Origin of the sequence: Aeromonas mytilicola subsp. aquatica (genome assembly GCF_044336385.1) — a bacterium.
In the GTDB taxonomy this organism is placed as follows: Bacteria; Pseudomonadota; Gammaproteobacteria; order Enterobacterales; family Aeromonadaceae; genus Aeromonas; species Aeromonas rivipollensis.
Window position 1 is genome coordinate 3,222,016 of record NZ_CP172298.1, and the last position, 15,075, is coordinate 3,237,090.

General features: G+C 62.4%; 13 protein-coding genes. 9 read left to right on the plus strand and 4 right to left on the minus strand.

From position 1 onward, the window contains the following. Positions 1-53 precede the first annotated feature (53 nt). The 3 genes from ACFWHB_RS14670 to aspS form a co-directional block, all read right to left on the minus strand. Complete coding sequence (locus tag ACFWHB_RS14670; RefSeq protein ID WP_395948742.1) at positions 54-1,679, minus strand: phosphoethanolamine transferase; 1,626 nt, start codon at positions 1,677-1,679, stop codon at positions 54-56. 271 nt (positions 1,680-1,950) lie between these two features. Continuing rightward, on the minus strand, positions 1,951-2,691 hold the full coding sequence (locus ACFWHB_RS14675; protein ID WP_005325689.1) for a YebC/PmpR family DNA-binding transcriptional regulator: 741 nt from the start codon (positions 2,689-2,691) through the stop codon (positions 1,951-1,953). 69 nt (positions 2,692-2,760) lie between these two features. Beyond that, positions 2,761-4,539 carry an aspartate--tRNA ligase gene (aspS, locus tag ACFWHB_RS14680; RefSeq protein WP_395948743.1) on the minus strand — a complete coding sequence of 593 codons (1,779 nt, stop codon included), beginning with the start codon at positions 4,537-4,539 and terminating at the stop codon, positions 2,761-2,763. 432 nt (positions 4,540-4,971) lie between these two features. On the opposite strand from aspS, the gene ACFWHB_RS14685 reads away from it, so the two are divergent. From ACFWHB_RS14685 to ACFWHB_RS14720, 8 genes are all read left to right on the plus strand, one after another. Then, positions 4,972-5,832: a DUF72 domain-containing protein gene (locus tag ACFWHB_RS14685; protein ID WP_163148583.1), complete on the plus strand. Its 861-nt coding sequence runs from the start codon at positions 4,972-4,974 to the stop codon at positions 5,830-5,832. Positions 5,833-6,215: 383 nt separating this feature from the next. Continuing rightward, entirely contained in the window at positions 6,216-6,956 is a 741-nt protein-coding gene (gene cmoA, locus ACFWHB_RS14690; RefSeq protein WP_395948744.1) for a carboxy-S-adenosyl-L-methionine synthase CmoA, read from the plus strand. Next, positions 6,953-7,930, plus strand: coding sequence for a tRNA 5-methoxyuridine(34)/uridine 5-oxyacetic acid(34) synthase CmoB (gene cmoB, locus ACFWHB_RS14695; protein ID WP_395948745.1), 978 nt, complete (start codon positions 6,953-6,955; stop codon positions 7,928-7,930). The genes cmoA and cmoB overlap by 4 nt, the downstream gene beginning before the upstream one ends. 82 nt (positions 7,931-8,012) lie before the next feature. Then, positions 8,013-8,771: an ATP-dependent zinc protease family protein gene (locus ACFWHB_RS14700; protein ID WP_025326342.1), complete on the plus strand. Its 759-nt coding sequence runs from the start codon at positions 8,013-8,015 to the stop codon at positions 8,769-8,771. Positions 8,772-8,774: 3 nt separating this feature from the next. Then, entirely contained in the window at positions 8,775-10,313 is a 1,539-nt protein-coding gene (locus tag ACFWHB_RS14705; protein ID WP_106887394.1) for an inactive transglutaminase family protein, read from the plus strand. Positions 10,314-10,316: 3 nt separating this feature from the next. Beyond that, entirely contained in the window at positions 10,317-11,282 is a 966-nt protein-coding gene (locus ACFWHB_RS14710; RefSeq protein ID WP_106887395.1) for an alpha-L-glutamate ligase-like protein, read from the plus strand. Between the two features lie 314 nt (positions 11,283-11,596). Further along, complete coding sequence (locus ACFWHB_RS14715; RefSeq protein ID WP_395948746.1) at positions 11,597-12,511, plus strand: hydrogen peroxide-inducible genes activator; 915 nt, start codon at positions 11,597-11,599, stop codon at positions 12,509-12,511. Positions 12,512-12,628: 117 nt separating this feature from the next. Then, positions 12,629-13,078, plus strand: coding sequence for a C40 family peptidase (locus tag ACFWHB_RS14720; protein WP_025326338.1), 450 nt, complete (start codon positions 12,629-12,631; stop codon positions 13,076-13,078). A gap of 63 nt (positions 13,079-13,141) precedes the next feature. Here the strand turns inward: ACFWHB_RS14720 and ACFWHB_RS14725 are convergent, their stop codons facing one another. Further along, positions 13,142-13,435, minus strand: a complete 294-nt coding sequence (locus ACFWHB_RS14725; protein ID WP_163148587.1) for a hypothetical protein — start codon at positions 13,433-13,435, stop codon at positions 13,142-13,144. A 212-nt stretch (positions 13,436-13,647) separates the two neighbouring features. Here ACFWHB_RS14725 and ACFWHB_RS14730 point away from each other — a divergent pair, with 212 nt between their 5' ends. Then, the gene (locus ACFWHB_RS14730; RefSeq protein ID WP_395948747.1) at positions 13,648-15,075 is read left to right on the plus strand and encodes a coniferyl aldehyde dehydrogenase; all 1,428 of its coding nucleotides are present in this window, start codon (positions 13,648-13,650) and stop codon (positions 15,073-15,075) included.

Consider the following 15,075-nt stretch of genomic DNA (forward strand, 5'->3'; position numbering starts at 1 on the left):
ATGATACCGAGCATGGTGCGGGGCAACAGGTTGTCGCGTTCGGTTAGCCTGACTCATCCCGCCCTACAGGGCTTGAACAGATCAAGCTTGCCGTCATAGACCTGGGTCTGCACGTCCATGATGCCGAGCATCGAGTGGAACAAGTTGTCGTGGGAGAAGCGCTTGCTGCCCGCCTCCTGGCGCAGGCAATCCTGATTGAGCCCGCGATCCCGCTGCAATTGGGGAGAGAGCCAGGTCAGCAGGGGCACCCGGGTCTGATCGTCCGGGGCGAACTTGTAGGGGGTGCCGTGCAGATAGAGCCCCAGCGCCCCCAGGGATTCCCCGTGATCCGACAGGTAGACCAGCCCCACGTTGTACTGGCTCTCCAGGGTCTTGAGCTTGGCGATAAGCTGGGACAGCACCTTGTCGGTGTAGCGGATGGTGTTGTCATAGGTGTTGACCAGCTCCTCGTTGCTGCAGTTCTCGATGTCGCTGCGCGGGCAGTCCGGCAGGAAGACGCGATCCCCGGCCGGGTAGCGGCGATAGTAGGTCGGGCCATGGCTGCCCATCAGGTGGAAGGCCACCAGCTTGCTGCCCTGCTTGCCCTTCATCCCGGCGATCTGCCGATCCAGCCCCTGCAGCAAGACCTCGTCATAGCAAGAGTCCCCTTCACAGTATTGGGGGAAGGCCTTGGGCTCGATCTCCAGGGTGGGCACGTTATTGCACACCCCCTTGCAGCCGCCGTCGTTCTCCTTCCACAGCACAGAGACACCGGCGTGTTGCAGCACGTCCAGCAGGCCGTCCCTGGACTTGGCCAGGGTCTCGTCATAACCACGGCGCGTGAGGTTGGAGAACATGCAGGGCACCGAGACCGCGGTGGCGGTGCCACAGGAGCGCACGTCCCTGAAGGAGACGAGATCCGGCTCCTTCATGGTGAAGCCGTTGGTCTGCTTCTGGTAGCCGTTGAGGGAGTAGTTCTGGCTGCGGGCCGTCTCCCCCACCACCAGGAACATCAGGGTCGGCTTGCCGCCCTTGTCCACCACCCTGGCATCTGTGCCTATCGGCTGATAAGGGACAGGGGTGGCGAAGAGAATATCCCTGGCGTAGCGATAGAGACCGCGCACGTAGTTGGAGGGGACTATCTCTTTGACGATGGTATGGTTGTTGCGCCCGACCGAGGCGTAATCTTGGTAATAGAGGGCGGCGACGCCGACCAGGAACAGCAGGGAGAGGGCGATCCCCGCCAGGCGCATGCCCAGCCCCTTGTACCAGGGGGTTGGGTATTCGATCTTCAGCCACAAGAGGCCAAGCACCGGCAGCACGGCAGTCAGCAGGAACCAGAGCACCACTGAACCATTGAGGTAGGAGCTTGCCTCCCCGCTGTTGGTTTCGAGTATGTTCTGCACCATGCCCACATCGAAGATGATGCCGTATTTGAGCATGGCGTAGCTGACCAGGGAGGCGGTGACGATCAGGAAAGTGAAGAAGGGCTTGAGCAGATAGCGGAAAGTGAACGGCAGGAAGACCGCATTGAGGGCGGCGACCAGCACCAGGGGGATAGAGAGGGCAAACCCCGCCTTGACGTGCTCGAGGGCGCTGAGAATACGGTAAAAGTGCAGAAAAATGGGCCAGTTGAACACCAGTGCAAACAGCAGCACCAGCAACAGATTGACCTTCATCACTCCCAGAGTGAGGCGCATAAGAAGACTCCGACAAACCAGTGATCTGGAGACCCTGCATGGGGGCTCCGTTGTGGGCATCCCTGTCACCCGTCTCTCTTCCCGAGCAGACAACGCGGTGATGGGCACAGAGGCCCGGATGCAATTTGATCCTAGAAAGGCAAACTTAAGCGGGCATTAAGGGAGACAAAGCGAAGGAAATGGGGCCAGAGGAGAGTCAGTAAGATAAAAAACGGCAGCCTGAGGCTGCCGTCTGGTATTTATCCCCAGTCAGGGGCTAGAAGCTGTGTGATCAGAGCAGCGCGGCCACTTCGTCGGAGATGGAGCCGTTGTGGTAGACCTCCTGAACGTCGTCCAGGTCTTCCAGCATGTCGATCAGACGCATCAGCTTGGGGGCTGTGTCGGCGTCCAGCTCGGCCTCGGTGGAGGCGATCATGGTCACTTCGGCGCTCTGGGGCTTGAAGCCGGCGGCTTCCAGGCCATCGAGCACTGTGCCGAAATCGTTCGGGGTGGTGTAGACCTCGATGGAGCCATCCTCTTCGGTGACAACATCATCGGCGCCCGCTTCCAGGGCCGCGTCCATCAGGGCATCTTCGTCCACGCCCACGAAGGTCAGCAGACCCTTCTTGCTGAACAGGTAGGCCACCGAGCCGTCGGTGCCCAGGTTGCCGCCGCACTTGCTGAAGGCGTGACGCACTTCGGCCACGGTGCGGTTACGGTTGTCGGTCAGGCACTCCACCATGACGGCGGAGCCCGCCGGGCCGTAACCTTCATAAACGATGGTCTCGAGCTGCTCGCCATCGCCACCACCGGCGCCGCGCTGGATGGCACGGTTGATGGTGTCACGGGTCATGTTGCCGGTCAGGGCAGCCGCTACCGCCGCGCGCAGGCGCGGGTTGTTGGCGGGATCAGCATCACCGAGGCGAGCCGAGGTGGTGATTTCGCGGATCAGCTTGGTGAAGATCTTGCCACGCTTGGCGTCTTGCGCCGCCTTGCGGTGTTTGATGTTGGCCCATTTGCTGTGACCTGCCATAAAAACTCTCCGTTATAATTTTGAAATCAATGGGATACGGGTCGCATGGCGACCCGTTCTTCAATCTTCTCAGGCGTCAGCCTTGGCATCGGCCTTGGCAACGGTGGCGATGGCCAGCTCGGTCAGCTGGGCCTGGTTGGCGAAGCTGGGAGCATCCGTCATCAGGCAGGCCGCTGCCGTGGTTTTCGGGAAGGCGATCACGTCCCGGATGTTGTCGGTACCGGTCAGCAGCATGCTGAGGCGGTCCAGACCGAACGCCAGACCGGCGTGGGGCGGGGTACCGTACTTCAGGGCATCCAGCAGGAAGCCGAACTTCAGGCGCTGCTCGTCCGGAGTGATCCCCAGGATGTCGAACACGGTGGACTGCATCTCGCTGTTGTGGATACGCACAGAACCGCCGCCCACTTCGTAGCCGTTGATCACCATGTCGTAGGCGTTCGCATAGGCACCGATCGGGTTTGCCTTCAGCTCGGCCGGGCCCAAGTTGCTCGGGGCGGTGAAGGGGTGGTGCATGGCAGCCAGGCCACCTTCGCCATCTTCCTCGAACATGGGGAAGTCGATGACCCAGAGCGGCTTCCAGACGTTCTCCACCAGACCCAGATCGCGGCCCACCTTCAGGCGCAGGGCGCCCATGGCGTCGCACACCACCTTCTTGCTGTCGGCGCCGAAGAAGAGGATGTCGCCGTCAACGGCACCGGTACGGGTCAGGATCTCGCGCACTATCTCGTCGGACAGGAACTTGGCCACCGGGGACTGCACGCCCTCGAGGCCGTTGGCGGCGGCGTTGACCTTCATCCAGGCCAGGCCCTTGGCACCGTAGATGCCGACAAACTTGGTGTATTCGTCGATCTGCTTGCGAGACAGCTCGGCGCCGCCCGGGACTTTCAGGGCTGCCACGCGGCCTTTGGGGTCGTTGGCGGGGCCGGCGAACACGGCAAACTCGACGGCGGTCAGCAGATCTGCCACATCCACCAGCTCCATGGGCAGGCGCAGGTCCGGCTTGTCGGAACCGAAGCGGCGCATGGCCTCGTCGAAGGTCATGATGGGGAAGTCGCCCAGATCCACGTTCAGGATGTGCATCCAGAGTTTGCGGATCATCTCTTCCATGATTTCACGCACCTGGGGCGCGGTCATGAAGGAGGTCTCCACGTCAATCTGGGTGAATTCCGGCTGACGGTCGGCACGCAAGTCTTCATCGCGGAAGCACTTGACGATCTGGTAGTAGCGATCGAAGCCGGACATCATCAGCAACTGCTTGAACAGCTGCGGGGACTGCGGCAGGGCGTAGAACTTGCCCTTGTGCACCCGGCTCGGCACCAGGTAGTCACGGGCCCCTTCCGGGGTCGCCTTGGTCAGCATGGGGGTCTCGATGTCGAGGAAGCCCTGCTCGTCCATGAAGCGACGCACGAAGGCGCTGGCCTTGGCACGGGTCTTCAGGTACTTGGCCATCTCGGGGCGACGCAGGTCCAGGTAGCGATACTTGAGGCTGACCTCTTCGCTGTTGACCTGGTTGAAGTCCAGCGGCAGCGGCTCGGCACGGTTGATGATGGTGAGCTCGTGGGCGAACACTTCGATGGCACCTGTGGCCATGTCGCTGTTGCGCTGGGAGTCCGGACGGGTACGCACCACGCCGGTCACCTGGATGCAGAACTCGCCGCGCAGCTCGGAGGCCAGGGCGAAGGCGTCCGGCTTGTCCGGGTCGAAGAAGACTTGCACGATCCCTTCCCGGTCGCGCATGTCGATAAAGATGAGGCCGCCGAGATCGCGACGACGATGGACCCAACCGCACAATGTAATGGTCTGCCCGGCATGGGCCTCATTGACCTGTCCGCAATAGATAGAGCGCATGGACTTCTTCCTTCGAAATGGTAGAGAGACGGTTCACCTTGGGTCGCCGGGCACGACTGGCAAGCACCGTCTGTCTCACAGCTGGCCAGATCCTGGTTCTTACCCGGTTTGAAATCAGTCTCATATCATCCGGCTCCCCGAGCCGGATACTTGCCGCCAATGCCGGCTCGCGCCGAGTGGCCCCTTGAGGGGTCGACGCGCGAGGCGAGAACATCGGCAAGCGTCGTTGTCTGGCAACCTTGTGACCCCGGTCATCGCCACCTTAGGCGCACAACCCCGTGAGTCACAACGATTTGGCAAACAAAAGGGCTGGCATTATAGAGGAAAACCCCCATTTGGGTAAAATGGCCCGCAGCCTCCTTTGCCCTGTTTTTTGTTGTCCTGGCGCAAAAAGGGGAGCAAAACAGCATAAATCCGCAGACAGGAACCAACATGAGCCTCTATTTGGGTCTGCCCCAGTGGTCACACCCGGCCTGGCCCGGCCAGCTACTGGGGGTGGGCGCCAAGCCTGCCGAACACCTCGCCCACTATGCCCGGGTGTTCAATACGGTGGAGGGCAACACCACCTTCTACGCCTCCCCCACCCCGGAGACGGTGCGCCGCTGGGCCGATGCGGTGCCCGACCACTTTCGCTTCAGCTTCAAGTTCCCGCAGGCCATCAGCCACCAGAGCGATCTGGTGAGCGCCGGCAAACAGGTGGCGGACTTCATCCGCCTGCTGGCGCCCCTGCACGACAAGCTGGGGCTGCTCAAGCTGCAACTGCCCGCCCGCTTCGGGCCACAGGGGCTGGCCCGTCTGGGTGCCTTCTTCGAGGGCTTGCCGCCGGATTTCACCTATGCCCTCGAGGTGCGCCACCCCGACTTCTTCGCCAAGGGGGAGGCGGAGCGCGCCCTGAACCGGCTGCTGATGGACAAAGGCATCAACCGCATCATGCTCGACAGCCGGCCGCTCTTCTCGGTGCCCGCCAGCCTCGCCGCAAAAAATGCGGCCCTCGTCGATGCCCAGGGCAAGAAGCCGCGCCTGCCGGTGCACCTGCTCGCCACGGCCAACAGCCCTGTGGTGCGCCTCATCGGCCTTCCTCATCCCGAGGACAATCACCCCTTTTTGCCCTCCTGGTTGCCCCATTGGAAACAATGGCTGGCAGAGGGGAAGGATCTCTACCTCTTTATCCATACCGCCGACAACGCCCAGGCCCCCGAGTTGGCCCGTCAGGTCAGTCGGCTGCTCGGTCAGGAGATGGCTCCCTGGCCGGGGGAAAACGATCGCGCGCGCCAGGGCCTGCTGCCCTTTTAGCCGCTCCCTTCCCCGCCCCTGTTTCACCGCTAAAAAAAGCCGATTTTTTGTGGCCCCACGGGGCTCGGCGTCAAGACAAACGCCCACCTTTCCTCTACACTACCGCCCCAAGTAAGGACCCGGACGCCCGCCATTGCATAGTGTTGCAGGCGACCGTCCGGCTCCCGGTAAAGGGCTCTGACCGCTGTCCATGGCAACACCTGCCGCGGACGGCTCATCCCCATAAAGGACCAGGATGATGGTCCATTGCGAACGGGACAGGCCCGAAGGATCTCAAGGCCAGCCACCCCGTTCGTAAACCGGTGACGACCCGGACGGGCGTCACCCAACGACTCCATTGAACACACAGTCGGTTCGCGCACCGGCTGTCAGGTTGCGCCAGCATGCACGATCAGATTTTTGCCGCCCCCATCGCCCAATTGGGGGATTTTTGCTTTGACGAACAGGTCGTCGATGTCTTCCCCGACATGATCCAGCGCTCTGTGCCGGGTTACAGCAACATCATCTCCGCCATCGGCATGATGGCCGCCCGCTACGCCCAGCCCCAGAGCCGCCTGTACGATCTCGGCTGCTCCCTTGGCGCCGCGACCCAGGCGATGCGCCGCCATGTCAAGCAGCCGGGCTGCCAGATCACGGCGGTGGATCTCTCCCACCCCATGATAGAGCGCGCCCGCGCCCACCTGTCGGGCTTCAAGTCCGAAGTGCCGGTGGCGCTGGTGGAGGCGGACATCTGCGACATCGCCATCGAGAACGCCTCAGTGGTGGTGCTCAACTTCACCCTGCAGTTCGTCGCGCCCGAGAAACGGGCCGCCCTCATCGCGCGCATCCATGACGGTCTGCGCCCCGGTGGCATCCTGATCCTGAGCGAGAAGTTCCGCTTCGAGGACGCCCAGGTCAACGCCCTGCTCATCGACTTGCATCTGGACTTCAAGCGGGCCAACGGCTACAGCGAGCTGGAGATCAGCCAGAAGCGCACGGCGCTGGAAAACGTGATGCGTACCGACAGCCTGGAGACCCACCGTGCCCGCCTGCGGGACGCCGGTTTCACTCACCAGGATCTCTGGTTCCAGTGCTTCAACTTCGGCTCCATGATTGCCATCAAATCAAGCGACGCCCAGCCATGATCGATTTCGCCAACTTTTATCAACTGATCGCCAAGAACCGGCTGAGCCACTGGCTGCACACCCTGCCCGCCCAGCTGCACGCCTGGCAGCACGACAACCTGCACGGGGATCTGCCGCGCTGGAACCGGGCCCTCAACAAGCTGCCGCAGGTGTCCCCCGGAGACGTCGAGCTGAAAAGCCGGGTCGAGATCGGCAGCCTTGAGAGCATGAACGAGGGGGAGCGCAAGAAGACCGAGAGCCTGCTGCGCCACTTCATGCCCTGGCGCAAGGGGCCTTTTACCGTACACGGCATCCACATCGACACCGAGTGGCGCTCCGACTGGAAGTGGGATCGGGTGCTGCCCCACATCAGCCCCCTCGAAGGGCGTTACGTGCTGGATGTGGGCTGCGGCAGCGGCTACCACCTCTGGCGCATGGTGGGGGAAGGGGCCAGGCTCGCGGTCGGCATAGACCCGAGCCCCCTGTTCCTCTGCCAGTTCGAGGCCATTCGCCACTTCGCCGGCAACGATCAACGGGCGCACTTGTTGCCGCTCGGCATCCAGGAGCTGCCGGAGCTGCGTGCCTTTGACACCGTCTTCTCCATGGGAGTGCTCTATCATCGCAAGTCCCCCATCGAGCACATCGAACAGCTGCGCAACCAGTTGAAAGACGATGGGGAGCTGGTGCTGGAGACCCTGGTGATAGATGGCGACGAGCGGGAAGTGCTGGTGCCCACCGATCGCTACGGCAAGATGCGCAACGTCTGGTTCATCCCCTCGAGCGCGGCCCTCAAACTCTGGGTCGAGCGCTGCGGTTTCAGCGACGTGCGGATAGTGGACGAGAATATGACCAGCACCGACGAACAGCGTCGTACCGACTGGATGATTAACGAGTCCCTGAGTGACTATCTGGATCCCGATGATCCTGCACTCACGGTCGAAGGATACCCGGCACCCAAGCGTGCCGTACTGATCGCCAGAAAGGCCAAAGACTAGCCGATGGCGGCTGTGGAAGTTACACTGACCCAATTCCAGGAAGCACAGTTAAATGAATGACATGAAAAGCAAATTAAAAGGAATGACCCTGCTCTCCCTGCTCAGTCTCGGCGGGTGTGTCAGTATGGAAAAAGCGCCCCCTGTCCCGACCCTGACGCTGGCGGAGCTTCGCAACGAGATAAGCTTGAGCGAGCAACGCCTGCAAACATCCATGGAACAGCAACAGAAGCAGTATGTGCAGCAACAGCACCTGCTGGTTCAGCTCAACACCGATGTCACCAACATGAAAGAGTCCGTGAAGAAAGTCGACAGCAAGCTGGCTACCCTGCCACCCGAGCCCCCCAAACCCATGGCCATCCCGACCGAGAAGTGCCCGGCCCCGAGCCAGGGCCACACGGTCGATGGCAAGCTGCTGGTGGGTGAAGCCGAGTGGATCTGGGTCGATGCCGCCAACGATGCCTTCCAGGCACGGGTCGATACCGGCGCCACCACCTCCTCCATCAGCGCCCAGGAGATCACCATCTTCGAGCGCAACGGCAAGAACTGGGTGCGCTTCTTCCTGAGCCACCAGGAGATGGACGACAAGATCCAGATCGAGGCGCCCCTGGTGCGTCACGTGCGGGTGCGTCAGGCGTCTGCCGACGACCTCGACCGCCGTCCCGTGGTGCGTTTGACCGTGCGCATCGGCGACATGACCGAGAAGGCCGAGTTTACCCTCAAAGATCGCAGCGACATGACCTTCCCCGTGCTGCTGGGCCGTGAATTCTTGAAAGACATCGCCGTGGTCGACGTGGCCCGCGAGTATATCCAACCAAAACCCAAGCTCAAGGATGTAAAATAATCCATGGTTTCCCGTAAGCCGTTCTATCTGCTGGTCGCCCTGCTGTTCATTGTCGGCCTGGGAATGACGTTTTATCACCATGTCGCCCTGGACGTGCCCCTCACGCCCGGTGAAAAACGTCAGATCTGGTCTATCGAAGCCAAGCTCGAGTTCGAGGCGACCGGCGAGCCGGTGATCGCCTCCCTGGCCATTCCGGGCACCCAGCCCGGCTTCACCCTGATGAACGAGAATGCCGCGAGCCCGGGCTACGGCCTGTCGTTTGTGGAAAAAGACGGGGATGCCCGCGCCGAGTGGTCCATTCGCAGCGCCTCCGGCCGCCAGGAGCTCTACTACCGGGTCGACATGATGGCGGATGCCCATGCCAAGCCCGCCGCCAACCCCCTGCCGCCCGCCATCGAGAAGCAGATCGAGAGTGAGCCCTACGCCACCGCGATGAAGCAGATCCTCGAGCGCGCCCAGGAGCGTTCCGCCGACGGCTACACCCTGACCCGCGAGATCATCAAGGAGATCGAGAAGCAGGAACAGAACGCCGAGCTGCTCAAATCTCACAAGAGCCGCGCCAGCCTGATCGCCGAGCTGCTCAACAACGCCGAGGTGCCGGCGCGCGTGGTACACGCCCTGAGCCTGGAAGACGGTCGCCGTCGTCAGGAGCTGGTGGACTACCTGCAGGTGTTCAACAGCCCGACCGACTACAAGCTGTTCAACCCGCAAACCGGCGAACAGGGGCAACCGGGCAACCTGCTGCTGTGGGAATACAACTCCGGCGCCCTACTGGACGTGACCGGCGGTCACAACTCCCGCGTCACCTTCTCGATGATCGAGCAGGAGCAACCGGTGAACGTGGCCCTGGCGCAGAAGTTCGAAAAATCAGAGATGATGAACTTCTCCATTCACAGCCTGCCGCTGGAAGAACAGGCCCTGTTCAAGGGGCTTCTGCTGATCCCCATAGGCGTGCTCATGGTGGTGTTCCTGCGGGTTCTGGTGGGGATCAAGACCTCGGGCACCTTCATGCCGGTGCTGATCGCGGTCGCCTTCATCCAGACTTCCCTGGTCACCGGTCTCATCGGCTTCCTGCTGATCGTCGGCACCGGCCTGGTGATCCGCTCCTACCTCTCAAGGCTCAACCTGCTGCTGGTGGCCCGAATATCGGCGATCATCATCATGGTGATCTCGATGATCGGCATCTTCTCGGCCTTTGCCTTCAAGCTGGGGCTGACCGACGGCATGAAGATCACCTTCTTCCCGATGATCATCCTCTCCTGGACCATAGAGCGGATGTCCATCCTGTGGGAAGAAGAGGGCCCCAAAGAGGTGTTCCGTCAGGGTGGCGGCTCCCTGCTGGTGGCGGTCATCGCCTACCTGGCCATGGATAACGAGCTCATTCGTCACCTCACCTTCAACTTCCTCGGCCTGCAACTGGTGCTGATGGCGACCGTGCTGGTGATGGGTAACTACACCGGCTACAAGCTGAGCGAGCTCAAGCGCTTCAAGCCGCTGGTGGACGAGATGAAGTCCGGTGCCACCCCGGGTAAGGACAAGTAACAGATGTGGTTCTGGCAGAAATACACCAGTCCGTGGAGCCTGTCCCAAGCAGGCATCCTCGGCATGAACAAACGCAACCACTCCTACATCAGCCGCTACAACCCGCGTCGTCTCTACCCGCTGGTGGATGACAAGCTCAAGACCAAGCGCATAGCGCTGGATGCGGGGGTGACTGTACCCGAACTCATCGGCACCATACGCGAGCAGCACGACGTGACCCGCATCACCGAGCTGGTCAAGGATTGGCCGGGCTTCTGCATCAAGCCGGCCCGTGGCTCGGGGGGCAAGGGGATACTGGTGATCCTGCGCCAGCAAGAGGGCAGCTTCTACAAGCCCAACGGCAGCGCCTCCACCGGTCAGGATCTGGAGCGTCATGTCTCCAACATACTGGCGGGCCTCTATTCCCTGGGCGGCAAGCCCGACGTGGCGCTGGTGGAAGGCCTCATCAACTTCGATGACGTGTTCGACGGCTACTCCTTCGAAGGGGTCCCCGATGCCCGGGTGATCATCTTCAAGGGCTTCCCCGTGATGGCCATGATGCGCCTCTCCACCGCCGCCTCGGACGGCAAGGCGAACCTGCACCAGGGCGCCGTGGGGGTGGGTCTGTGCCTGCGCACCGGTCGCGCCCTGCGGGCTGTGCAGTTTGGCAACCCGCTGCGCCACCACCCGGACACAGGTCTGGATCTCTACGATCTCAAGGTGCCCCACTGGGATACCCTGCTGACCCTGGCCGCCTCCTGCTACGAGATGTCGGGTCTGGGCTACATCGGCACCGACATGGTGCTCGACAAGTTCCGCGGCCCCATGCTGCTGGAGCTCAACGCCCGTCCCGGTCTCGCCATCCAGATAGCCAACGGTCGCGGCCTAGTGCCCAATCTCAAGACCATAGAGAAGCTGGGCCAGGTCAAGATGAACGTGGAGCAGCGGGTCAACTTCGCCAAGGATCACTTCGGTATCTTCGACGAATAGCCTGCCCTCACTCCTGCAAAAACGCGCCAACAGGCGCGTTTTTTTATGGCCGGCCATGGGCGGCCCCGCAAGACGCCGGGGAAGGCAGATCCCCGTCACATCCCATGGCAACCCCCCTTCAACGGGCTGGCACAAGGGGATAAGCTCCCATGGCAGCAGTTGCCGCGACGGGCAGGTGGATGGCGGGCCTATCCCCATCCGCTTGCCCCGCAATGCACAGACCCTGCCAGGAGGGCGCCTAATCTCGGCGACAAAGCAGTCTCTCGATGGTAGATTAATCAAATCAAATAGATAGCATCGATCGGGTTTCCCCTATGCAACGTTGGCCCAGCCTGAAACAGCTGCAGTATCTGGTCGCTCTGGACGAGCACAAGAATTTCAATCGCGCCGCCAAGGCCTGTCATGTCAGCCAGTCCACCCTGAGTACCGGGATCCAGACCCTGGAAGACATGATGAACCTGCAACTGGTGGAGCGTGACCACAAGAGCTTCATCATGACGCCGGTCGGCATGGAGATAGTGGCGCGGGCGCGCAACCTGCTCTCCGACGCCCGGGATCTGATGGAGCTCGGCCAGCAGCAGGGGGGCGTCATGCACGGCACCGTCCGCCTGGGTTGCATCCCCACCATAGCCCCCTTCCTGCTCAGCAAGCTGCTGCAGGTGTGCGGCAAGGCCTATCCGGAGCTGGAGCTGCTGCTGCGGGAAGACACCACCACCAATCTGCTCAAGCAGCTGGAGCAGGGGCAGCTCGACTTGCTGATCCTGGCGCTGCCGGTGGAGATAGGCGGCTTTCACAGCAAGACGGTGGGGCAAGATCCCTTCCACATGGTGATGCCCTCCCACATGGCGGCAGGCCTGCACATGCCATTCGACTACAAGGAGCTGCCCAATCAGAGCATCTTCCTGCTGGAGCGGGAGCACTGCCTGACCGAGCACGCGGTGAGTGCCTGCCGGCTGCGGGACAAGAGCAAGATCAACCCCTTCGCCGCCACCAGTTTGCACACCCTGGTGCAGATGGTAGGCGCCGGCCTTGGCACCACCTTCCTGCCCCAGATGGCCATAGATGCGGGCATCCTCGACAACTCGGATCTGGTGGCCATCCCCCTGCCCGGGGAGAAGCCCTATCGCGAGATTGGTCTGGTGTGGCGCCCCAGCACCACCCGGGTGCAGACCTTCTACAAGATTGCCGAACTGCTCACGCCGCTGATAAGTCCCAAGGCGGCGGACTGACGCTTGGCTCGCCGGGGGCCCTTTCTCTGCCCTCGGCAAGTTTTTATGCTATCGCTGTTCAGGTTCCAGGCAGGAACATCGTCTATGATGAATCCCGTGCCCTATCAAGGAGTTGAGATGTTTCGCACCTTGCTTCCGCCCCTGCTGGCCCTGCTTGTCGTCGCCTGCTCCAGTACCCCGGAGCCGCCCCCTCCTGCCCGCCAGGCCAGTGCCTTCGACGGCTTCTATCAGCAGTGGCGCGGCGTCCCCTATCGCATGGGCGGCACCAATCGCGCCGGCCTCGACTGCTCCGCCTTCACCCAGCTTGCCTACCAGCAGGTGCTGGGCTTCACCCTGCCCAGAACCACTGAATCCCAGGCCAGTCTCGGCCGCCCGGTGGACAGATACCGTCTGCAGCACGGGGATCTGGTGTTCTTCAAGACCGGCTGGCAGCAGTACCACGTCGGCGTCTATACCGGTGCCGGTGAGTTCATTCACGCCTCCACCAGCAAGGGGGTGATCCGCTCTCGCCTCGACAACGTCTACTGGAACAGCCGCTACTGGCAAGCCCGCCGCCTGACCCAGTAGCCGCCACCAACGAACACCAAAAAGGCCCCGAGGGGCCTTCTTCTTTATGTGCCGCGCAGAGGCTCAGTGCTTGCGGTGCCAGCGGGGCGAGGTGGCTCGCTCACCCCAGGGGGTCACGCAGGGCAGCAGGGCCCCTTCGATCAGCCGCTCGCTTGCTGCCAGCGCCTCGGCAATCTTCTCGTGGAGCAGCCGCAGCAGGTTTTTGTCCTGCTCCGCCAGGGAGTGACCCGCGGCGAAATACTCGCGCTGATGTTGCAGCGCCAGCTTCTGGGCAAATTCATAGGTGTTGAAACTGTCCGGCATCCGCTCGATCACATCGTCCAGCCGGGCCAGCAGGCTGTGCAATTCCCTGGTCATGTGCTGCTCTCCATTTGAGTTGATGATTGAAAACTACCTCTTATTGGATAATTCACCAATCGGGATACCCCCAAACTGTGTGGCCGAGCACAGTTCCATCAGAGAACCCACTCATCCGCCCTTGCTCTGGCACGCCCATGTTTACAAGCTGGCAACAAGCCGGTAGGCTTAGACCGACTAATCAGTCGGTCAGTTTTTGTGCGGAGCATGCCATGGAAGCCATACGAACAGAGTCCCCAGACAAGTTCTCCCTGCCCGAGCAGGTGAACCGCCTCAAACAGGCCTGTCAGGCCCATCCCATGCCGAGCCTGGAGCAACGCCGCAACCGGCTGAGCGCACTCAAGGGCGCCCTGCTCGCCCACAAGCAACCCCTGTGCGACGCCCTGGCCCTGGACTATGGCCAGCGCAGCGACTATGACAGTCTGGTCGCCGACATACTGCCCTGCGTCATGCAGATCAACTACAGCCTGAAACGGCTCAAGGGCTGGATGAGGCCAGCGCGGCGCCACCCCGGCCTGCTGCTGGCCCCCGCCAGGGTCGAGGTGCACTATCAGCCGCTGGGCGTCATCGGCATCATGGTGCCCTGGAACTTCCCTGTGATGCTGAGCCTGGGGCCCCTCATCGGCGCCATCGCCGCCGGCAACAGAGCCATGATCAAGCTCTCCGAGCTCACCCCCCATACCAATGCCGTGTTGCGCACCCTGCTGGCCCAGGTGTTTGGGGATGACGAGGTGGTGGTCATCGAGGGGGACGCGGGACTCGCGGCCGCCTTCAGCACCCTCCCCTTCGATCATCTGCTGTTCACCGGATCCACTGCGGTGGGCAGGCTGGTGATGGCCGCCGCCGCCCCCCAGCTCACCCCCCTCACCCTGGAGCTCGGTGGCAAGAGCCCCTGCCTCATCGCCCCCGACATGCCGCTGGCCCTGGCGGTGGAGCGGATGATCTTCGGCAAGAGCCTCAACGCCGGCCAGATCTGCGTGGCCCCGGACTATGTGCTGCTGCCACGGGGGCAGGAGCAGTCCTTTATCGAGGCCTATCAGGCGCACTTTCGCCGTCTCTATCCCAAGGGGCTGGATAGCCCGGATTACGGCTCCATCATCAACAGGGCCCAGTACGAGCGGCTCACCGCCTGGCTGGCGGAGGCGAAGCAGGCGGGTGCCCAGGTGCACCCTTGCGCCTCGCCGGCCCGGGATGACGGCGCCCGCCGCCTGGTGCCCCACCTGCTGACCGAGGTGCCCGGCCACTGCCAGCTGATGCAGCAGGAGATCTTCGGCCCCCTGCTGCCCCTGGTGCCCTATGACAGCATCGACGAGGCCCTCGCCTACATAGCGGCGCGCCCGCGCCCCCTCGCCTGCTACCTGATGAGCCTGGATCCGGCGCTGCAGAGCCGCCTCATCCGGGAGACCCACGCCGGTGGCATGGCCATCAACGAGTGCCTGTTCCAGGTGGCGGCGGACGACGCCCCCTTCGGCGGCATAGGCCCCTCCGGCATGGGCCACTACCACGGCCACGAGGGCTTTCTCACCTTCTCCAAGGCGAAAACCGTGCTGCGCCGTGGCCGTTTCAGCGCCGGAACCCTGGTCCACCCCCCTTATCGGCGCTGGTACCAGCGGCTGATGATGGCCCTGTTCCTGCGCTAG